16 protein-coding genes are annotated in these 20,091 nt (G+C 62.7%); 8 read left to right on the top strand and 8 right to left on the bottom strand.

All coding sequences use genetic code 11. The features are described from left to right. Positions 1-5 precede the first annotated feature (5 nt). The 5 genes from HNR59_RS05740 to HNR59_RS05720 form a co-directional block, all read right to left on the bottom strand. Positions 6-665 (bottom strand): phosphoribosylanthranilate isomerase, encoded by a 660-nt coding sequence (locus HNR59_RS05740; RefSeq protein WP_183827181.1) that lies wholly within the window; start codon positions 663-665, stop codon positions 6-8. Between the two features lie 100 nt (positions 666-765). Further along, positions 766-1,509: an amino acid ABC transporter ATP-binding protein gene (locus HNR59_RS05735; protein ID WP_183827178.1), complete on the bottom strand. Its 744-nt coding sequence runs from the start codon at positions 1,507-1,509 to the stop codon at positions 766-768. 2 nt (positions 1,510-1,511) lie between these two features. Next, on the bottom strand, positions 1,512-2,582 hold the full coding sequence (locus HNR59_RS05730) for an amino acid ABC transporter permease (RefSeq protein WP_183827175.1): 1,071 nt from the start codon (positions 2,580-2,582) through the stop codon (positions 1,512-1,514). A gap of 106 nt (positions 2,583-2,688) precedes the next feature. Then, positions 2,689-3,531, bottom strand: a complete 843-nt coding sequence (locus HNR59_RS05725) for an ABC transporter substrate-binding protein (RefSeq protein WP_183827172.1) — start codon at positions 3,529-3,531, stop codon at positions 2,689-2,691. A 33-nt stretch (positions 3,532-3,564) separates the two neighbouring features. After that, positions 3,565-4,317: a gamma-glutamyl-gamma-aminobutyrate hydrolase family protein gene (locus HNR59_RS05720; RefSeq protein WP_183827170.1), complete on the bottom strand. Its 753-nt coding sequence runs from the start codon at positions 4,315-4,317 to the stop codon at positions 3,565-3,567. 101 nt (positions 4,318-4,418) lie between these two features. Here HNR59_RS05720 and HNR59_RS05715 point away from each other — a divergent pair, with 101 nt between their 5' ends. Next, the gene (locus tag HNR59_RS05715) at positions 4,419-5,075 is read left to right on the top strand and encodes a FadR/GntR family transcriptional regulator (protein WP_246374509.1); all 657 of its coding nucleotides are present in this window, start codon (positions 4,419-4,421) and stop codon (positions 5,073-5,075) included. A gap of 97 nt (positions 5,076-5,172) precedes the next feature. On the opposite strand, the gene HNR59_RS05710 is transcribed toward HNR59_RS05715, so the two are convergent. Further along, positions 5,173-6,036 (bottom strand): outer membrane protein, encoded by an 864-nt coding sequence (locus HNR59_RS05710; protein ID WP_183827164.1) that lies wholly within the window; start codon positions 6,034-6,036, stop codon positions 5,173-5,175. Between the two features lie 109 nt (positions 6,037-6,145). Between HNR59_RS05710 and HNR59_RS05705 the strand changes: the two genes are divergently transcribed. The 6 genes from HNR59_RS05705 (at position 6,146) to asnB (ending at position 15,415) form a co-directional block, all read left to right on the top strand. Continuing rightward, positions 6,146-7,537 (top strand): GNAT family N-acetyltransferase, encoded by a 1,392-nt coding sequence (locus tag HNR59_RS05705; protein WP_183827161.1) that lies wholly within the window; start codon positions 6,146-6,148, stop codon positions 7,535-7,537. Positions 7,538-7,622: 85 nt separating this feature from the next. Next, a complete protein-coding gene (locus HNR59_RS05700; RefSeq protein ID WP_183827158.1) occupies positions 7,623-8,852 on the top strand; it encodes a glycosyltransferase in 1,230 nt (409 codons plus the stop codon). Between the two features lie 66 nt (positions 8,853-8,918). Further along, the gene (locus HNR59_RS05695) at positions 8,919-10,883 is read left to right on the top strand and encodes a heparinase II/III family protein (protein ID WP_183827155.1); all 1,965 of its coding nucleotides are present in this window, start codon (positions 8,919-8,921) and stop codon (positions 10,881-10,883) included. A gap of 89 nt (positions 10,884-10,972) precedes the next feature. Next, positions 10,973-12,286 carry a nucleotide sugar dehydrogenase gene (locus tag HNR59_RS05690; RefSeq protein ID WP_183827152.1) on the top strand — a complete coding sequence of 438 codons (1,314 nt, stop codon included), beginning with the start codon at positions 10,973-10,975 and terminating at the stop codon, positions 12,284-12,286. After that, positions 12,267-13,523 (top strand): glycosyltransferase family 4 protein, encoded by a 1,257-nt coding sequence (locus tag HNR59_RS05685; RefSeq protein WP_183827149.1) that lies wholly within the window; start codon positions 12,267-12,269, stop codon positions 13,521-13,523. Before HNR59_RS05690 ends, HNR59_RS05685 begins: the two co-directional genes overlap by 20 nt. Positions 13,524-13,534: 11 nt before the next feature. Then, positions 13,535-15,415: an asparagine synthase (glutamine-hydrolyzing) gene (gene asnB, locus HNR59_RS05680; RefSeq protein ID WP_183827146.1), complete on the top strand. Its 1,881-nt coding sequence runs from the start codon at positions 13,535-13,537 to the stop codon at positions 15,413-15,415. A gap of 29 nt (positions 15,416-15,444) precedes the next feature. On the opposite strand, the gene HNR59_RS05675 is transcribed toward asnB, so the two are convergent. After that, positions 15,445-16,560, bottom strand: a complete 1,116-nt coding sequence (locus HNR59_RS05675; protein WP_183827143.1) for a glycosyltransferase family 4 protein — start codon at positions 16,558-16,560, stop codon at positions 15,445-15,447. Between the two features lie 2 nt (positions 16,561-16,562). Next, positions 16,563-18,050, bottom strand: coding sequence for a glucosamine inositolphosphorylceramide transferase family protein (locus HNR59_RS05670; RefSeq protein WP_183827140.1), 1,488 nt, complete (start codon positions 18,048-18,050; stop codon positions 16,563-16,565). Between the two features lie 356 nt (positions 18,051-18,406). Between HNR59_RS05670 and HNR59_RS05665 the strand changes: the two genes are divergently transcribed. After that, positions 18,407-19,732, top strand: a complete 1,326-nt coding sequence (locus tag HNR59_RS05665; RefSeq protein WP_183827138.1) for an oligosaccharide flippase family protein — start codon at positions 18,407-18,409, stop codon at positions 19,730-19,732. Positions 19,733-20,091 lie beyond the last annotated feature (359 nt).

Raw genomic sequence — 20,091 nt, 5'->3', positions numbered from 1 at the left:
GCGGTTCAGGCTGCACGGTCGTCGCGCGCGGCTGCAACCGCCTTGAAAAAGGCTTCGATGAGCGCCGTGTCCTTGACGCCGGGCTCACTTTCGACGCCTGACGATATGTCGATGCCGGGCGGGTTAGCAAGCCGCAGGGCGTCTGCGATATTGGCAGCGTCGAGCCCGCCGGAAAGCATGTAATCGACACCAGCGTCAAGCCCGGCAAGGATGGTCCAGTCGAAGCGTACGCCGTTTCCGCCCGGAAGCGCGGAGCCTGGCGGCGGCTTTGCATCGAACAGGAAGCGCTCGGCAATACCGCGATAGGGTGCTATGCGCGCCAGATCCGCCGCCTTGTGAATGGCGAAAGCCTTCATCACAGGCAGCGCATAGCGCACCTTGACCTGCGCCACACGTTCCGGGCTTTCGGAGCCGTGAAGCTGGAGCATGTCGGGTTGCATCGCATCGACGATGGCATCCAGAAAAGCGTCATCGGCATCGACGGTGACCGCGACAGCCTTCGCTCTGCCGCGCGCCAGTGCGCGCAGTTCACCGGCTTCCTGCGGGGTCACGTTGCGGGGGCTTTTTGGGAAAAAAATAAAGCCGACATGGCTGGCGCCGCCGTCGATGGCCGATGCCAGCGCCGCCTCCGTCTTCAGCCCGCAGATCTTGATGTCCAGTGCCATGGCGGGGACTTGGCATGAAACGGGCCCCGAGTCGAGACAAAGCCGCCGGCTACCGGCTCTTGACAAGGCAGCGGCCGCACTGTGCGCGGCCCCTGCCTCGTCAGAGGCGTCCCGCCTCGATGATCTGCTTCAGGAAGGCGCGCGTGCGTTCTTCCTTCGGCTCGCCGAATATCTGCGCGGGCGGCCCCTTTTCCAGAAGCTTACCCTGTTCAAGGAACACCACGACGTCGGAAACCTCGCGGGCGAACTGCATTTCATGCGTGGCGAGGATCATGGTCATCCCATCGCGGGCCAGATCGCGCACGATGTTGAGCACCTCCGCCACCAGTTCGGGGTCGAGCGCGGAGGTGATCTCATCCAGAAGCAGCGCTTCCGGCCGCATGGCGATGGCGCGCACGATGGCGACGCGCTGCTGCTGGCCGCCGGACAACTGGTCGGGATAGTAGCTGGCGCGGTGCGCGAGGTTGACCCGTTCCAGCAATTCGCGCGCCCGCTTCAGCGCCGCCCCGCGATCTTCGCCCAGAAGGCGGATCGGACCGACGGCGATGTTTTCCTCGACCGTCATGTGCGGGAACAGGTTGAACGACTGGAATACCATGCCGACCTTGCGGCGCAGACGGTCGAGATCGACGCCCGGCCCCGAGACGACGTCGCCGTCCACAGAAACGGTGCCGCGATCGATCGTCTCCAGCGCATTGATGCAGCGCAGCAGCGTCGACTTGCCGGAGCCCGATGCACCGATCAGCGTCACCACCTGATGCTTTTCCACATCGAGGTCGATGCCCTTGAGCACCTGATGGCCGGAATAGCTCTTCTCGATGCCCGAAAGTTCGATGAAAGCCATGGTCAAGCTCCCTTGCGGCGGCTGGCGCCACGCTCAAGCATCCAGTCGACAAAGCGGGTCTGCGGAATGGTGATGATGACGAACAGGATGGCCACCACCGTCACCGACGACAGGTTGAACGTGCTCGACGCGTAGAACTTCGCCTGGTTGAAGGCATCGAGCGTGCCGATGACGTTGACCAGCGAAGTGTCCTTCTGCAGGGCGATGAAGGTGCTCAGCATCGGCGGAATGACCAGACGCATGGCCTGCGGCAGAATGAAGAAGCGCAGCGTCTGCAGATAGGAGAAGCCGAGCGAGCGGCTGGCCGCCCATTGCGAGGGGTGGATGGATGCGATGCCGGAGCGGTACACCTCGGCCACATAGGCGCTGTAAGTGAGTGACAGCGCCATGATCGCGAACCATTCGGCATTGAGCCCGCTCAGCAGCGGCAGATTGGTCAGCGGCAGGCCGAAACCGATCAGGTAGAGAACGATGATGGCCGGTACCGCCCGCATCAGGTCGATATAGGCGACGGCCAGAAACCTGACCGGCGCGCCGGCTTTGCCCGGGATCATGCGAGCAATGGCCAGAACCAGCCCGAACACCAGAACGATGACGCCCGAGATGAAGGCCAGCCGGATGTTGACGATGAAGGCACGCGCAATGTCGAGCGCGCTGGAGGCCATCAGATCGCCGCGCAGGAAGGTGCGCTGGATGTTGCCGTCGTTGATCAGCACGAGCTGGATCAGTGCAAAGGCGATCACGATGGCAAAGGCCAGCCCGAAGGTGACGAAGCTCTGCTGGCGCGACTGCGCAGCGCTGGCACGGGAGGCGAGCACCTCACCGGCGGCTTCTTCACGGGCACTGCGAAAAGAATGACGCAGCGCGCTCACGGCGGCCCACAGGGTTAGGGCACCGAGCGCCAGCCCTGCTACCATCACCCAGATGCTGAAGGTGGAAAGCTCCGGGCTGGTGGTTATGCCTGCGCGAACACTTTCTCCCACCGCAGCAACGGCAACGAGCAAGGCTATGGCGAGCAGCGTGGCGAAAACCGCCAGACCGCGACTGCGCGGTGCAGGGCTCAGCGAGGTCATGCCAACTCCAATCTGTCAGTTGATAAACCGGCTGCCCGGAACCGCATGACGATCCGGGCAGCGCTGTTGGGAATCAGATCCGCACCGATGGGCGGAGGGGATAAAGTCAGTTCTGGTTCCAGACGGGGATGGTCGCCGGATCGACGCCGAACAGGGGCGTCAGATATTTGGCGGACAGACCAGCCAGCGTGCCGTCTTCCCGGAAGGTGGCGACCGCCTGATCGATCGTGGCGGCATTGGCCGAGCCCTTCGGCAGCACGATGCCATAACCCTGATCGAGCTCGAACTGGCCGATGACTTCGATCATGCCATTGGTTCCGTTGGTGGCGGAGAGGACCAGCGTCGTATCGGAGATGATGGCATCCACCTGACCGGCGATCAGGGCCGTGACCATGTCGGGCTGCGACTGGTAGAGGCCCGGCTGCTGCTCGGGCTTCAGCGTGCCGATGACCCAGTCCGAACCCATGTTGCCCTGCAGCACGCCGATACGCTTGGTGCGGATGTTCTCAGCCGTCACGTCGGCGCCCTTCTTCACGGCAACGCCGAGATTGGACGAGAAATAAGGCTGGCTGAAATCGAAGACCTGCTTGCGGGCTTCGGTGATGGTCGTGCCGGCAATGCCGATGTCATAGTTGGAAGCGGTGCCGGAGATGTACTGGTCCCAGGCCATGTTGACGAGGCGCACCTTGTCCAGACCAGCGCGATGGGCGATCTCGGCGCCCATGCAATATTCGAAGCCGTCCTCGATCTTCTCGGGCGACACACCGTTGTACCAGCCCGGATTGGGCAGCACCGTCGCCACAGTCAGCGTATCGGCGGCAATGGTTTCCAGCTTGATGCTGCCGCGCTCGCCCTGCGGCTCGCACTTGCCATATTCGGCCGCCTGAGCGGCAGCACCGGCAAAAACGGCAAACGCGCCGGCCGCGGCCAGCAATGCAAATGACTTCATCGAAGTGATCTCCCTGATCGTTGTTTTATGTTGTTATGCGCGGCGGCAATGAGCGAGAAACGCACCCACAAGCCGTTCGAAATCTTCATGCGAGGCTTTGGGGTCTTCCGGATGCCACTGGACACCCACCACCCACGCGTCGTCGGTGCCCTCCAGCGCCTCGACAATGCCATCCGCCGCCCTTGACGCGACGCGAAGCCCCTCGCCGACCTTCGACACGGCCTGATGATGGCCGGAGCGGACGATGATCTCGCCGGCCCCGAAAACCTCTTCAAGGCGAGTATCCGGCAGTATTTCGGTGGGATGCGCGGTCATCACCGAATTGTCGGCGTTGAGATAGTGCATGGTGCCGCCACCGATCTCCTGAACCATATCGCCGCCGGCAGCGATGTTGAGAAGCTGCATGCCACGGCAGATGCCCAGAATGGGGAGACCCTTCTCCCGCGCAAGCTGCAGAAGCCCGATCTCATAGTCATCGGCCGCCCGATGGATGCCGTAGACGCTGTCGGCCACGACCTGCTGTCCGTATGTCTGCGGATCGGCATCGGCGCCGCCAAGCATCAGCACTCCGTCGACGTCTTCGAGCGCCTCGCGCTGGGTAAGCTGCGGCGCGGACGCCTCTACGAAGGAAACCGAGGCGCCGCCGGCCTTCAGCCCGGCAAAGGCGGAATCCGAAAACTCCCGCAGGGTGCAGGCCAGATAATCGCTCGCATAAGGCGAAGAGAGAGAGCCGGAGACGAGAATGCGGGGACCGGCCGGCTTGTGTTCAGAGGTGGTTTGGGGCATTGCATTCCAACTGTTAATCACATAACCTTTAACATCTATAGTTTAATGGTCAAATGAAATTTCTGAAGCCTCTCTCCGCTGAAGGAAACAGCGCGCCGGACATGGTGTTCCGCCGCCTGCGCGAAGCCATCACCATGGGCGAGCTCAGCCCCGGCGAGCAGCTTCCGCCTGAAAACGAGCTGGCCAGAATGCTGGGCGTCGCCCCGATGACGGCCCGGATCGCGCTGGGCGCCATGCGCGACATGGGATTGCTCACCACGGTACGCGGCCGCAATGGCGGCAATTTCATCGCTGAGGATGTGGGCGAGCGTCTGGCCGATGCCGCGCGCCGCCTGCGGCTGACGCGCGAGGAATTGCGTGATCTGACCGACTGGCGACGCGCCATCTCCGGCGAGGCCTGCTATCTGGCCGCCGAGCGCGGTACGGAGGACGATTTCGTCCGCATCGAGCAGGCGGCACGGGAATACGACGATCTGCTGCCCAAATTTCCGGACATGCGTTTCGCCGATGCCCGCTTTCACATGGTCATCGCCGAAGTGTCGGGATCGTCGCGGCTTCTCAAGCAGGAAACGGAAATTCAGGTCGAGGTGACGAATTTCATCCTGTCGGCGGCCAAGCCGGCAGCCGCCAAGAACCTCACTCCCTACAATCATGACAGGATCGTCAAAGCGATCCGCAATCGTCAGCCGGCGGCCGCGCGCGACGCCATGGCCGAACATGCGGAACAGACGTTTGCATGGGTCACGGTGGTGATCTGAGATCGGCCGCCCCGGGGCCGGCAACACCCGACACCGAATTGAAAAAGGCCGGACGGCAATGCCGCCCGGCCTCCTGGTCTGAAAAGCTTTGGCCAGCCTACTTGGTGTAGATCGGCTCCGGCACATAGACTGCGGTTTCGGGCTGGGCACACTGGCTGGCGCCGCCGAAATTGTAGCGCAGGCCGGCGCGCACCTCATGGGTGTTGAAGCCCTTGTCGAAGCCCGGACCGGCGCCATTATACTCGAACATGCGCCCGCCATTGATGCGGCTGAAGCGATAGCCGGCATCGATCATGGTGTTTTCGGTCAGGCAGTAGGATGCACCGGCCATCAGCGCATAAGCAAAGCGCCAGTTCTTGCTGCCCTTGTGAACGGCGTAGCCGACATTGGCGTCATTCTCCAGATCGCCCCACTTGATGTGGGCGCCGCCGATACCTGCGCCGACATAAGGCGTCAGCCCGTTCCAGGTGCCCAGATCGACATAGGCATTGGCAAGCAGCACGAGCGCGGACATTTTTGCGCGGTCGACGGACTGGCAGGGAATGGTGGGGCTGCCGCAACCATAGTTGCCATCATCGGACGTGCTGCCCTTGAACTTGGACTTCGACCAGTAATCGAGCGTAAGATCCGTGCGGAAATACCGGTTGAGCTGATAGCCGACACCGGCGCCGATCGAGAATGTGCTCTTGAGTTCCGTTTTGTCGAAGCTCTTGGTGCCGCCCGCCCCGCCACAACCGGGACCGCACGGCGCACCATAGGTGATGTACTCCGAGCCGCGCATTTTCGACTTGTGATAATCCACATCACCGCGAATGTACCAGCCGCCGAACTCCACCGGCTGTTCCACGACCACGGGCTCTTCGATGACAACCGGCGGCTGAACATAATCGGCGGCAAGGACCGGCGCGACGGCGAAAGTTGCAATCACGGCGAGCGCCGCTTTTATGGAAAGATCAGACATACATCACCCCTAGATCACCAGAATGACGGCGCAACGGCTGCCATCTGATCGCGACATGGATAATGATTTAAAAATGTTAAAACGAACTTAACCCTGTCGGTTAACCACGATGCATCACAAATGCAGCCGTAGGCAGGACAAGTCAGAGTTGAGAAACGCTGATCCTCGTATTCCTAGACCATTCCTTAAAACGTATAGGTTAAGGCTGGGGAGGGAGCAGCATGGCCGGGGCGGAAATCTCAGGATGCATCGTATCTCGGCCGTGAAGCGCACTTACGGAGCACAGGAGATGACACCACCGCAGGAAATGCGGGCGTCCGCACCGGTGAAAACGAGCTGGCAGAGTTCCGGGTCGTCCCATTTTGAGGTGCGGGCCTTTGACAGGCCTTCGCTGATCGAGCCGGAATGGAGGCAGCTGGAGGCAACCGGTTGCGGCACGGTCTTTCAGCGCTACGACTGGGTCGATGCCTATGTGCGCCATGTCCTGCCGCATGAAAATGCCCGGGCGTCCATCCTGCTTGGACGGCTCGATGGAGAACCGGCCTTCATTCTGCCGCTCGCCATATCGAAGACCGGACCTGTGCGCATCGCGAGATGGATTGGTGGCAAGCATACGAGCTACAATTTCGGACTGTGGAGCCGGGAAGGCGCAGCGAGAATGCGCACCCTTTCCCGTTCCGTCATCGAGCGGATACTTGGTAAGGCGCTCGGCAACGCCGACTGTGCGCTGCTTGGGCAGATGCCGCGTTGCTTCGATGATATCGCCCAGCCTCTCGGCGCACTGTCCTCAATCCCATGCGCGACCGAAGGCTATGCGTTCGCGCTGTCCCGCGACTTCGACGCCCTTCTTCAAGACCGTGACGGGCGCAATCGCCGGAAAAGAGTGAAGGCCAAGGAGCGCAAGATGGGCGCGGCCGGCGAGGTCCGCTATCAGATGCTGCTGGATCCCGCAGAGGAACATGCAGCTCTCGACTTCTTCTTCGAGCAAAAAGCGCTCCGTCTTGCCGAGCAGGGCAAACCCAACAGCTTCGCAGAACCGGGCGTTACCGCCTTCTTTCACGATCTGATAGATCGCTCCATCGGAACGGATGAGCCTCTCCTGGAGATAGCCTCGCTTTCAGTCGACGGGAAAACGCGGGCCGTTACCGGATCGGGCATCTATCGCGGCCATATGAACAGCTATTTTACGGCATTCGCGCTCGACGAGCTTGCACAACACAGCCCCGGCAACGTACTCACCTTCCGTCATATCGAGCACAGTTGCGAACGTGGCATGACCGTCTACGATCTCGGCATCGGCTATGAAGACTACAAGACACACTGGTGCGATATCATTCACGAACTCGACGATGCCTATGCTGTTTTCACTCCCCTTGGATCAGTAGCGGTTTCAACGATGCGCCTCGGCGAGGCCGTCAAAGACCGCATCCGGCGCAACAGACAATTATGGCAGAGCCTGAAAACCGTGAAGGACTACGTTTCTCGCCGCCTGTCCAGATGAGCAAGCAATGACGAGCCGGTCCCCATCTTCCGCGACTGTCCCTGAACCATCCCCTGCCTCCGACGCCCCTCTGGCCGGAGTGCGCATGCTGTTCGTCGCCCCGGACGACTATCCGCCCTTCCGTGTCGATCTGGTGGAGCTGTTTTCCAACCATCTGGTCGGTCGCGGGCTTGAGATAGACTGGAGCCTGCGCCCCTATCAGGACGGCCCGGCCCGCGTGGAAGAGCGTGGAAGCGAGCGCTTCTATCTGGCTCACCGCGCCAAGGCGAAGCGCTTCGGCTCCGTGCGGTACATGCTGGCTGAGAACTGGCTGCGGCTGAAACTGGCGTGGGAGGTCGCGCGCGGCCGCTATGACCTCGTGCAGGTCCGCGACCAGCCGCTGTGGGTGATCACCTACGCTCTCGCCGCGAAAATCTCAGGCACGCCCTGCCTGTTCTGGATGAGCTATCCGGTGCTGGAAGCGCGCCTGCGCATCGCCGTGGAAAATCTCGTTCCGATGAGCTGGCCATCACGGCTGCTGCGGATGCTCTACGCCACCCTGGGCAGCGTTCTGTTCTACCATGTGGGGCTGCCCCTCACCGACCATGTCATCGTGCAGTCGAAACGCATGCGCGAGCGCGTCGGCTTTCGCGGCATACCCATGCAGAAGATGACGCCGATCCCGATGGGCGTCTCCACCGGGCGCTACAATGCGCAATCCATTGTCCCGACAGACGATCCGCGCCTGACGGGCAGGAAAAGCATGGCCTATATGTGCGCGGATGTTTTCAGCATCACCACCGATCTGACCTTTCAGGCGCTGGCTGCACTTGTGGCCGAAGGCTACGACGCAGTGCTGGTCATCATCGGCGCAGTGCCTGATTTCGAGCGCGACAATTTCATGGAACAGCTGGAAAAGCTTGGCATATCCGAACGGGTGATCTTCACCGGACGCCTGCCGCTTGCCGAAGCGCTCGGCTGGGTCAAGCGGGTGGATGTGTGCCTGTCGCCTTTCGAGATGGACTCCGCCCAGCAGGTCGCGACCCCGACCAAGCTGGTTGAGTATCTGGCCATGGGCAGGCCGGTGGTGGCGACGGTTCACTATGACCAGAGCGAGGTCATCAACTGCAGCGGCGCCGGATACATCACCGCCTTTTCAGGCGAAGCGATGGCACAGGCCGTGGCGCGGCTTTTCGACGACCCGCAAAAGGCCGAGGCAATGGGGGCAAAGGGCCCCCCATGGATCAAGGCCAACCGCGAATACGCGCATCTGGCAGATACCGTGGAAGAGATCTACGCCGGGTTGCTGGCGAGACGGAAGAAGATCCGCAACTGACCCACCTGCCCAGCGGGGCCGTGGCACATTAACTCTAACGCAACCGCACCCTGCTAAGGCACTTTCATGTTGGGACGGCTAAGCTGGTATGCGCGTCGCCTCGCCGTCATGGAACGCGGCGAGATCGGCCATCGGATTCGCGAGCAGATTGCACGGCGTGCCGCCCGGCGCGAGAATGGCGGCTGGGCGCAGTTCGCCAAGCCAGGCGCACGGCCGCAGGTGCTGCCGATGTTCGCACCGCTGTTCGAAAACGATCTGCCGGCAATGATTTCGGCGCAGCTGGCGCATGCCGCCGACACGTTCCGCTCCGGCAAGCTGAGGCTGCTGAACCGCGACTGGCCGGGAGCGGTTCTCGACGCCGGCGGCGGCATCGCCCCTTCCATATGGACGCTGGATCCGGTCAGCAGCACGGACTGGCCGGGCGCGGAAGTGTCGGCCTTCGACATCGATTTCCGCTTCGAGGGGGACAAACGCGACGTCAAATATGTCGCCGAGGCAAACCGTCTGCATTTTCTGGCGGCACCCGCCATCCATGCCCACCGCACGCAGGACGCCGCTCTTGCCGGGGCCATCCTGCGGTCTGTGCTTTCATGGATGGAGGCCAACCCGCCCGGCCGGGGCGTAAACTGGTATTCGGGAATAGAAGCCGGCTACAGACTTGTTTCATTGAGCGTGATCGTCGCCGCCCTCGATCCGTGGATCGACAGCGCGACAGGCGAGAAGCTCGCCGCTTTCGTGGCCGCCCATGGCACATGGCTGGCGCGTTTTCCCTCGCTGTTTTCCTCTGCCAACAACCATCTCGTGGCCGAGGCGATGGGGCTTGCTCTGGCCGCGCGCCTGCTGCCCGGTCATGCGAAGGCGCCGGAGTGGCTGGCGCAGGGCCGGTCGCGTCTCGAAGACAGGGCGCTCGCACTTTTTCATGAGGATGGCGTCGGGCAGGAACAGTCGCCCGCCTATTCGGCCTTCACGCTGGAGATGCTGCTGGTCGGCTTCGCGGCCATCGGCGCGGACGCCCCCCTGCCTGCCGTGCGCGAGCGACTGGCGATAGCCGCGCAGGCGCTCTGCGCCTTCCTCGACGATAATGGCATCGTGCCGCTGATCGGCGACGACGACCAGAGCCGCGTACTTATGGCCCATGGCAGCGACGAACCTCGCTATGCCGCCTCCATCGCCGGTGCCATCGCCGGCTTCCTCGAACGTCCCGATGTTGCGCCGCATATCAGCGATCCGCACTGGCGCGACATCGTCTTCGCAGCGCCGCCACCCGGCCCCGTCCCCGCGGACGTCACGACGACCTTCAGAGACGGCGGCTACACCATCCGGCGCGGTGAGATCGCCGGCCGGCGCGTGCATTTCACCTTCGATCATGGCCCGCTGGGTTTCGGCGCGCTTGCCGCGCATGGCCATGCCGATGCGCTTTCGGTCTGGCTGTCGCTCGACGGCCGGCCGGTGCTGGTTGATGCGGGAACCTACCTCTACCATTCGGAAGGCGAGAACCGCCGCCGCTTTCGCGTGACGCCGGTGCACAACACCCTCACTCTGAGCGGGGTCAGCCAGAGCGAGCCATCCGGCCCCTTCAACTGGATGCCGCGCCGGGCGCGGGCCACGCTCGACAAGGGGGCGGACAGTTTGCCGCTTGCGGTCTCGGCCTCCCATGACGGGTATGAAAAGCGCTTCGGGGTCATCCACCGCCGCGAGATCACGGAGACCGCCAACGGCTTCGACATCACCGACAGCCTGAGCGGAACCGAACCTGCCGGAGAGGTTGAGATTGCGTTCCTGCTCGCACCGGACCTCGACGTGTTTGCCGTGCAGGGTGAGGTGCAGGTAAGCCGCAATGGCCGGCATGAACTCACGCTCGCCGCGCCCGAAGGTGCGACCATCGAAATTATCCGCGCCGACGCGGTCTCGGGGCGCGGTTTTCATTCTCCCGGCTTCGGCATCCTGCAGGAGGCTGCAACCGTTGTTTTACGCGCGCCGGCGTCGGCGCGGCGGTGGCGCTGTTCGATAATCCTGTCACCCGTAACGTGACCTTTACCTGTGACAGGTACATGGGTGCCAATGGGCAGGACAGGTAATTCCGCTACGTTTGCGGAAACAGGGCAAATGGTCGAGCATCAATGAAAGTTTCTATTTTCGGACTGGGATATGTCGGAACAGTCTGCGCTGCCTGCCTGGCCGAACGCGGCCATGAGGTCATCGGCTGCGACGTCAGCGAGTCCAAGGTCGCCCTCGTCAATGCGGGCCAGAGCCCGATCATCGAGAAGGACATCGGCGAACTGGTCGCGGCAAAGGTCGCCGCAGGCAGCCTGAAGGCCACCACCTCGACGGAAGAAGCGGTCATGGGCAGTGACCTGTCGCTTTTGTGCGTCGGCACGCCTTCGCGGCCAAACGGCTCGCTCGATCTTTCCGCAGTTGAAGCGGTGGCCCGCCAGATCGGGGCCGTGCTTGCCACAAAGGACAGCTACCATTCGGTGGTGATCCGCTCGACCGTGCTGCCGGGCACGCTGGCCGACATCGTCGTGCCGGCACTTGAAGAAGCTTCCGGCAAGAAGCTGGGCGTCGGTTTCGGCGTTGCCTCCAATCCCGAGTTCATGCGCGAGGGGTCGGCGGTCGCCGACTTCAACACCCCCGCCAAGACCGTGATCGGCACCGACGACGAGCAGACCCGCCAGCGCCTGCTCGACCTTTATGCCGGCCTGCCCGGACAGACGATCCTCACCGAGCCACGGCTGGCGGAACTGGTGAAATACACCGACAACACATGGCATGCGCTGAAGGTCGCCTTCGGCAATGAGATCGGCAATATCTGCAAGGCGGCCGGCGTCGACAGCCACGAGCTGATGAAGGTGTTCTTCGCCGACACCAAGCTCAACATCTCCAATGCCTATCTGCTGCCCGGCTTCGCCTTCGGCGGCTCCTGCCTGCCCAAGGACGTGCGTGCCATCAACGCCTATGCCGTTCAGCATGACGTGGAGGCGCCGCTGCTGAAATCGCTGATGCCGTCCAACAAGCAGCAGATCGAACGCGCGCTGCAATGGGTGCTCGGCCACGGCAAGCGCAACATCGGCTTCCTCGGCTTCTCTTTCAAGGCCGGCACTGACGACCTGCGCGAGAGCCCCTATCTGGAGCTGATCGAGCGCCTGCTCGGCAAGGGTTGCGACATCCGCATCTTCGACCAGAACGTCTCGCTGGCGAAGCTGGTCGGCGCCAACAAGGCCTATCTGATGAACGCCATCCCGCATGTCACCCAGCTCATGGTGCCGTCGGTTGACGACGTGGTGAAGCATGCCGACATTCTGGTCGCCACCAGCCGTTCGCCCGAATATGAGGCGGTGGTGAACAAGATGCGGCCCGGCCAGGTGCTGCTCGACATGGCGCGGCTGCCGAACACCGACGCGATTGCGGGGACTTATGACGGCATCAACTGGTAGGCGCGTCCTCATCATCGTCGAGAACCTGCCTGTTCCCTTCGACCGGCGGGTCTGGTCGGAGGCCACCACGCTTGTCAAAGCCGGCTATCAGGTCTCGGTCATCTGCCCGAAAGGCAAGGGCTCGACCGCCTCCCACGAGGTGATCGACGGCGTCCACATCTACCGCCATTCCCTGCCGCTCGATGCCGAGGGCGTGCTGGGCTATGCGGTGGAATACAGCGCTGCCCTGTTCTGGGAATTCCTGCTGTCGCTCAAGGTGCTGTGGCAGCGCGGCTTCGATGTCATACACGCCTGCAATCCGCCCGACACCATCTTCCTGATCGGCGGCTTCTACCGGCTGTTCGGCAAGAAATTCCTGTTCGATCACCACGATATCAATCCCGAACTCTACGAGGCCAAGTTCGGCCGCCGCGATTTCGGCTGGAAGCTGATGGTGTGGCTGGAGAAGCTGTCGTTCCGCACCGCCAACCGCTCGCTTGCCACCAATGAGAGCTATCGCGAGATCGCCATCACCCGGGGCGGCATGGATCCGGACAAGGTGCATATCGTGCGCTCCGGTCCCAATCTCGACCGCGTGCGCGAGGTGGAGCCGGATGCGAAATGGCGCAACGGCCGCCGCTTCGTCGTCGGCTATGTCGGCGTCATCGGCAAGCAGGAAGGGCTCGACCTCCTGCTGGAATCGGTCAGCCATCTGGTCAATGTGCGCAAGCGCGACGACATCCAGTTCGTCATCTGCGGCGGCGGCCCGGAGCTGGAAACGATCAGGGCCGAAAGCGTGGCGATGGGGCTGGGCGACTACGTCACCTTCACCGGACGCTGCCCGGACGAGACACTGTTCTCCGCGCTCTCGACCTCCGATGTCTGCGTCAACCCGGACCGGCCGACGGCGATGAACGACAAGTCGACCATGAACAAGATCATGGAGTACATGGCGCTCGGAAAGCCGATCGTGCAGTACGATCTGCGCGAGGGGCGGTTCTCGGCACAGGAAGCCTCGCTCTACGCCACCTGCACCGATCCGGCAGACTTCGGCGACAAGATCGCCGACCTTCTCGACGATCCTGAACGCCGCGCTGCCATGGGCGCGTTCGGACGCGAACGGGTCCGCAAGGAGCTCGCCTGGAACTATGAAGCTCCGAAGCTGCTGGCGGCCTATGAGGCCTTGTTCACGGGCAGGAAGACTGTTGCCGCCGGGGATGCCGTGAACGGCTCCGCGGCGACCCACGGCAAACAGTAGAGGCTCGCGCCATGTGTGGCATCTTCGGATTTCATGCCAGATCGCGCCTGTCGCTCGATGCCGAACTGAACACGGCCACCGACCTTCTGGCCCACCGGGGACCTGACGGGCGCGGCACGTTTACCGCCCGCAGTCCCGATGGCGACTGGCAGGTCGGGCTCGGCCACCGCCGCCTGTCGATCGTCGACATCGAAGGCAGCCCGCAGCCGATGCACTCGCATGATGGCCGCTACACGATCGTCTACAATGGCGAGATCTACAACTATATCGAGCTGCGCGCGGAACTCATGGAGCGCGGCCATCGCTTCGCCACGCAGGGCGACACGGAAGTCCTGATCGAGGCGTGGCGCGCGTGGGGCGAGGAATGCTTTTCCCGCTTCAACGGCATGTTCGCCTTCCTGCTCTGGGACAGCCACACCGGCCGCCTGATCGCGGCCCGCGACCCGTTCGGCAAGAAGCCGCTGTTCGTCGCCCGGGCCGAAGGCGTGCATGCCTTCGCCTCGGAAATCGAGCCGCTGCGCAGGTTTCCGGGCATCAATGACCGGCTCGACCGGGATTCGCTGCGCGAATATCTGAGCTACCGCTATGTGCCGGGGCCGGCCACCTTTTTCAGGGGCATCGCCAAGGTGCCGCCCGGCACCTTCATGGTGCTGGATGGCGACAAGGTTTCCACCACGCGCTATTTCACCACGCCGTTTTCGCGAAGCACGCCCGACGTCACCGACTTCGACGAGGCGCTGCGCCTGTTCTCCGCACAGCTCGACGAGGCGGTGCAACTGCGGCTGCGTTCGGATGCGCCGTTCGGCGCCTATCTGTCGGGCGGGCTCGATTCCTCGATGATCGTGGCGCTGATGAGCCGCCATGTGAGCAAGCCGGTCTCCACCTTCTCGGTTGGCTTCGATGTGCCGGGCTCTTCCGAACTGCCCTATGCCGCGCAGGTTGCCAAAGCCTTCGGCACCGATCATCACGAACTTTCCGTCGGCCTGAACGACTTCACCTCCGTGTGGGAGGAAGCGGTGCTGCGGCGCGGTGCGCCCGTCGCCGAGCCTTCCGACCTGCCGGTGCTGCTTTTGTCCAGAATGGCCAGCCGCAGCGTCAAGATGGTGCTGACCGGCGAGGGCGCCGACGAGCTTTTGGGCGGATACCCAAAGCATCGCGCCGAGCCATGGGTTGCCATGTACCAGCGGCTGATGCCGGGCTTCCTGCATGATGCCATTATCGCCCCCGGCGCACGCGCCCTGCCCTATTCGCTCAGGCGCGTGAAGACCGTGGCGGGCGTCGCCGGCATTCGCGACTATCAGGCGCGCATGGTGGCATGGTTCGGCGGCGGCGATGCCGATCTGGCGGAAGCGCTCTACCGCGGATCACCTGCCTCGCGCCTGCCAGATCCCCTGCCCTTCGATGCTGCCGGCGCCGCCAGCCCCCTGAAGAGGATGCTGCATTTCGACCAGACCTCATGGCTGCCCGACAATCTGCTGGAACGCGGCGACCGCATGATGATGGCCGGCTCCATAGAAGGTCGCATGCCGTTCATGGATGTGAAGCTGGCAGAACTCGTCGCGCGTTTCCCCGATGCGTTCCTGACCGGCGCTCCGAAGGGCAAGCGCGTGCTGCGCGTGCTGGCAGCGCGAATGCTGCCCGAGGCCATCGTCACCCGCAAGAAGGTCGGCTTCCGCGTGCCGGTGGAACAATGGTTCCGCACCGGCATGGCAGACCAGATGCGCGACCTTCTGCAGTCCGGCGATTCAACCGTGCGGCAGGTCTGCGAACCGCGCGAAATCGACCGGCTGATGGCCGAGCACATTGGCGGCGTGCAGAACCATGAAAAGGTTCTGTGGGCGCTCGCCAATCTCGAACAGTTCTTCCGCATCTTCCGCCCGACGCTCGCCTGAGAGATCGATTCGGAACCGGAACAACCGGGTTAAACACCCGAAAATCGCTGTTTGCGACCTTCAAGAGCTTTGGAATAGACGCTCTTCAGCGCGGCAACCATCGATTCGAGCCCGAAACGATCCTTGTAGATCGCGCGCGATGTATTGCGAAACGCTTCCCTGCGCCCGGTATCGGCAATCAGCAGCCCCAGCGCTTCGGCGATGTTTCCCGGATCGTCCGGTCGGATCAGCAGGCCGTTTTCGCCTTCATGCAGCACGTCCGGCACGGAGCCCACCGGTGTCGCAACGAGTGCTGCGCCCGCGCATGCGCCTTCCAGGAGGCAGACGGGCAGCACCTCGTTGCGGGAGGGCAGAACCACGATGTCAGCCTGCCGGTAAAGCGGCAGGATCGCATCGCGCGCAACCCAGCCGGTGAATTCCGCCTGCTGCGAAAGACCAAGCCTTGCGGCTTCATCACGAAAGCCCTGCACATCGCCGGTGCCTGCAAAGGTCATATGCCAGCCGGGCAGGTCGGCCGGCAAAAGCGACAGCGCCTGCAGCAGTGCGCCGGCCCCCTTCGCATCGGTCAGATTGCCGGCGAACAGCAGCCGCACGGGCGTGCCCGCCTCGCGCGGCAGCGGCGCATCCGGGGCGAAATCGGCGACGCCGTTGGCGACCACATCAAAGTGTTCGACGGGCATGCCATAGAAGCGGGCGACGAATTCGCGCCAGTAGTTTCCGAGCACGATGATGGCCGACGCACGCTCGAAAACCTGCCTCAGAACCGGCACCCACCCCGGCTGCTTTTCACCCGGCTTCGGAAAGGCCGAACCATGGAAATGCACCACAGTCGCCACACCGAGCAGGCGTGCCACGCCCTGCATCATCCATTTGCGCCACGCCGAAGCATTGGTCGCGGCATTGAGGTGGACGATGTCGTAGCGCCGTGTCGCCACCATCCACACATAGCGCAGGAAGGCGAAAGGAAAGTGCAGCACCCAGCCCGCGCCGGACGCATCGCCGCGTGATGCCAGAAAGTCCATTTCGAGGCCCAGCTCAGGATGCGCCCGCAGTTCCTCGTCGACATGCGAGAACAGCGTTTCGATGCCGCCGCGCCCTTTCAGGCCGCGCGGCACGATGCACAGGACGCGGATCGCAGCGGGCATGCTCACCCTGCCCTGCGCAGCCTGTTGCGCATCATCGGCGAAATGCAGTCGATGGCCTCAAGATGAGCGGTGCTGTTGAGGGTATGAACCCGCGGATAGGGGTTTTTGCCAGAAGACAGAACCGGCACCGGCGGCGTCAGGCGCACCTTGCTTTCGTCGAGTTCCACGAGATCGGCCAGACCAAGCGCCCCGCCGTAATCATGCGTTCCGTCCTGCAGCGGCAGAACGATCCGGTCGTCCACCTGAACGAAATGCCCTCCGGGCCGGGCCGCGGCGCGATCTATCCTGACCGGATTTGCGACATGGGGGATCCAGGGTCCATGCAGGGAGATGGAATGGAACACCGCCATCGTATCCGAGGCGCTGCCATAGCCGTCGCGCTGGCTTGCGAAGAGCCACAGCCGCCCGCTGTGCTTCAGCAAGGTGGCGTCGAAAATCTCGCAGTCGGGCAGCAACACGGAGTGCCGCACCCACCGGTTCGGAAAATGCTCGGCCCGATAGAGAACCAGATTGTTTCCGGATCCGCTCTCCGGCAGCATCCAGATCTCGCCGTCATGGGCGAACACCTGTGGATAGGAAAGGTGATAGGGCTCGTCGATGACGCATCTGGGAACGGTCGCCGTGCCATCCTCGAATATCTCGGCTACCGACAACACTGCCTTGTCGCTGCCATGGGGGCAGTCTTCCACGAAGATGAAGTAGCGCCCCTGCCATTCGAAGAGGAACGGGTCGGCATAGAAGCGCTTGCCATCGTCGGGCAGGGTTATCCACGGCTCTCCGGCCAGAAGACCGGTGTCGGCGACACGCCTGCCCTTGTGGAACCTGTAGCTGACGTTCCAGCGGTGCAGGTGGAAACCGAGCCGCATGAACGCGCCCCGCGCCTGCCTCGGCATCATCGACAGGATGTAGGAGCCGACAATATCGGCACTCGTCGGAGATGGTTCAGCCTGAGCGCCCGCCGGCACGAAGCCCAGCCGTTCGCCGGAAACATAGCGATGCGCTGTATCGACCATCAGCGTTGCCACCCGCGCCAGCACGTCGTTGATTCCGCGGAAGACAGAAAGGCGGCTATCGACCATCGGGGCGGCGTGGGCGACAGACCGGCCCTCGTCGAGCACGATGTCCACGTCCGGCAGGCGCCCCATCATCAGGAGCCTGGCCGCCTGGGCGATCGAATTGCAGCCGGCAAATTTAGGCGTGAGCACCGGGGATGTGAATTGTTCGCCGCTTCCCGAAAGGTTGACGCGCAGGGCTGCTTCGGGTCGCGCCGGATGAAACTGCACATCGCGGATGCGCTCCATGAGCTTGTGCGAGCGGATGCAAAGCATCCTGCGCTCCAGAAACAATATGTTCTCGAGTACGCCCGGCACACCCGGCGCGTCCACGCCGACAAGCGCCACATCGTGACCCTTCTCGCGAAGCCGTTCTGCGATCACCAGATGTATACGACATACCGCCTGTGCGGGCACCAAGACATCAATCGTGCTCATAGCAAGACTATCACCGCCCCTCAGAGCCCCGCACGCCCTCCTGGACACGCAAAAACATGCTCCAATACCTTTTTTAAGCATCGAACCGGCCCATGAACGGACTGTTCCAATGCTCCCGACCCCGGTCGATAGTAATGGGCTTCAAATGCTAAGGCCGGCTTAATGCTCAGGAGCGGCGCAACCCACCTTTATCTGCTCAGAACGGGCAAGCTGCCCGCATGTAGCGAGCCTGCGGCAGATATGAGCCCGCTCTGGCCCGACCCGTCTTTGCCGACAATAAGGCAGCCGATAACGGCTGCCTCATAAATTGCTGATAGAAAGCTGGCACGGGGACCTGAAACGGGGAAGATATCTTGATGCGCCCAATACGGACACTGATCAGCCAGTCGGCCGATCTGCGCAGATTCAGCTTCGGCTTTGTCTGGTCCGTACTCGGCACGGTGGCCGTGCGGCTGACCCCGATGATCACGACCATTCTGATCTCGCACTGGTTCGGCATCGAAGCGGTCGGCAAATTCGGCGTCACCTACGGTACGCTGGTTTCGGCAAGCATGCTGGCAGCCACCGGCGTCAGCCTGATGGCGACCCGCAATGTCGCCGCCTATGCCACGACCGATCCGGAAACGGCCGGGCGGCTGGCCGGCATGGCCCTCATTCTGGTCGCCGCGACCAGCGCGCTTCTGGGACTCGTCATCTTCTGCCTCGCAGACGATATCGCCAACCGCCTGCTCAGGCAGCCGCAGCTCGGCTTCTACCTGGGGGTCATCGCTCCCATCATCGTGGTCAGCGCGCTGAACAGCGTCCAGACAGCCATACTGAGCGGTCTTCAGGAATTCCGGGCGATCGCCCGCCTCAACATCATCATGGGCGCGCTTATGATAGCGGCGGTGCCGGCCGGCCTCTATCTGCATGGCCTGACCGGCGCATTCATCGCGCTTGGCTGCGCCTATCTCGCCGGCTGCTTCATCACCATGCCGACGATGATGCGGGCGCTGAAAGCCCATGGCGTCCCGCTCGCCTTCCGGGGGGCGCTGTCGCAATGGCGGATGATCACGCGCTACGCCATACCGGCCTTGCTGGCGAGCATCCTGTATGAGCCGGTGAACTGGATCTGCACCACCATCGTGGTCAACAAGCCCGACGGGCTGGAGCAGGTCGGCCTCTATTTCATCGCCATGCAACTCGAGACGCTGCTGCTGTTTGCCCCGCAGATCGTGGTGCAGGTTCTGATCCCGATGCTGTCCACCGGCTTCGGCGAGGGCAACCGTAGGCGCGTCCTCAACATACTGGCGATGAGCATCGGCACCAACCTTGTCATCGCCATCGGCTTCGTGTCGGTGATGATGCTGTTCGGCGACTGGTTCCTGCTGGTGTTCAAGCTCGATCCCGCGCGCGACTGGCCCGTTTTCGTGATCGTGGTCTTCGCCTCGGCAATGATCGCCTGCGCCCTGCCGCTGGGACAGGTTCCCGTCTCATCCGGCCATATGTGGACGGGCCTGACCATCACCGCCGGCTGGGCGGCGACCTTCATCATCGGCACGTGGCTTTTGCAGGATCAGGGCGCAAAAGGCATCGTCATCGCCCGCGTTATAGCGTGGGGCCTGCAAACACTGGTCTATACCGGCTTCACACGCTTTGCCATCTTACGCACCGGATGCAGCAATTCGCAGGAAAAAGCCTGATCCCCGATTTCCCCGCGCATCTTTCGCGGAGCGCAATTTCAGCGACACCCCTGATGCGGATATTCTCCTCCGCTCAATACTGCTTGCGGCTGAACCGTCGGATGTCCTTGATCACCGCTTAAACAGGGTGCTTCTCTGTCCCGGAGTTCTGTCTCATATCCGCTCCGTGATTGGCGATGAAGGACCGGGATTCCTCCCCCTTCTGAATTAAGCCGGTTTTATCTCAGTGTTAGGCACGCCGGAAATATCAGCGCATGGACGAGACGTTGGGAGCAAAGAGAACATCGAAAGGCTCAGCAAACACTTCTGGTGAGAAGCCGGTTTCCCTGCACTCTGGCTGAAGCCTTTTTCAGCCGCGC

Source organism: Aquamicrobium lusatiense (assembly GCF_014201615.1).
In the GTDB taxonomy this organism is placed as follows: domain Bacteria; phylum Pseudomonadota; class Alphaproteobacteria; order Rhizobiales; family Rhizobiaceae; genus Mesorhizobium; species Mesorhizobium lusatiense.
Note: the sequence above shows the minus strand (reverse complement) of the source record. Positions and strands in the feature narration are given on the sequence as shown.

Excerpts from the sequence above, each read along its gene's own strand:
- HNR59_RS05740 (WP_183827181.1), bottom strand. The coding sequence starts at position 665 with ATGGCACTGGACATCAAGATCTGCGGGCTGAAGACGGAGGCGGCGCTG.
- HNR59_RS05735 (WP_183827178.1), bottom strand. The coding sequence starts at position 1,509 with ATGGCTTTCATCGAACTTTCGGGCATCGAGAAGAGCTATTCCGGCCAT.
- HNR59_RS05730 (WP_183827175.1), bottom strand. The coding sequence starts at position 2,582 with ATGACCTCGCTGAGCCCTGCACCGCGCAGTCGCGGTCTGGCGGTTTTC.
- HNR59_RS05725 (WP_183827172.1), bottom strand. The coding sequence starts at position 3,531 with ATGAAGTCATTTGCATTGCTGGCCGCGGCCGGCGCGTTTGCCGTTTTT.
- HNR59_RS05720 (WP_183827170.1), bottom strand. The coding sequence starts at position 4,317 with ATGCCCCAAACCACCTCTGAACACAAGCCGGCCGGTCCCCGCATTCTC.
- HNR59_RS05715 (WP_246374509.1), top strand. The coding sequence starts at position 4,419 with ATGGTGTTCCGCCGCCTGCGCGAAGCCATCACCATGGGCGAGCTCAGC.
- HNR59_RS05710 (WP_183827164.1), bottom strand. The coding sequence starts at position 6,036 with ATGTCTGATCTTTCCATAAAAGCGGCGCTCGCCGTGATTGCAACTTTC.
- HNR59_RS05705 (WP_183827161.1), top strand. The coding sequence starts at position 6,146 with ATGCATCACAAATGCAGCCGTAGGCAGGACAAGTCAGAGTTGAGAAAC.
- HNR59_RS05700 (WP_183827158.1), top strand. The coding sequence starts at position 7,623 with ATGCTGTTCGTCGCCCCGGACGACTATCCGCCCTTCCGTGTCGATCTG.
- HNR59_RS05695 (WP_183827155.1), top strand. The coding sequence starts at position 8,919 with ATGTTGGGACGGCTAAGCTGGTATGCGCGTCGCCTCGCCGTCATGGAA.
- HNR59_RS05690 (WP_183827152.1), top strand. The coding sequence starts at position 10,973 with ATGAAAGTTTCTATTTTCGGACTGGGATATGTCGGAACAGTCTGCGCT.
- HNR59_RS05685 (WP_183827149.1), top strand. The coding sequence starts at position 12,267 with ATGACGGCATCAACTGGTAGGCGCGTCCTCATCATCGTCGAGAACCTG.
- asnB (WP_183827146.1), top strand. The coding sequence starts at position 13,535 with ATGTGTGGCATCTTCGGATTTCATGCCAGATCGCGCCTGTCGCTCGAT.
- HNR59_RS05675 (WP_183827143.1), bottom strand. The coding sequence starts at position 16,560 with ATGCCCGCTGCGATCCGCGTCCTGTGCATCGTGCCGCGCGGCCTGAAA.
- HNR59_RS05670 (WP_183827140.1), bottom strand. The coding sequence starts at position 18,050 with ATGAGCACGATTGATGTCTTGGTGCCCGCACAGGCGGTATGTCGTATA.
- HNR59_RS05665 (WP_183827138.1), top strand. The coding sequence starts at position 18,407 with ATGCGCCCAATACGGACACTGATCAGCCAGTCGGCCGATCTGCGCAGA.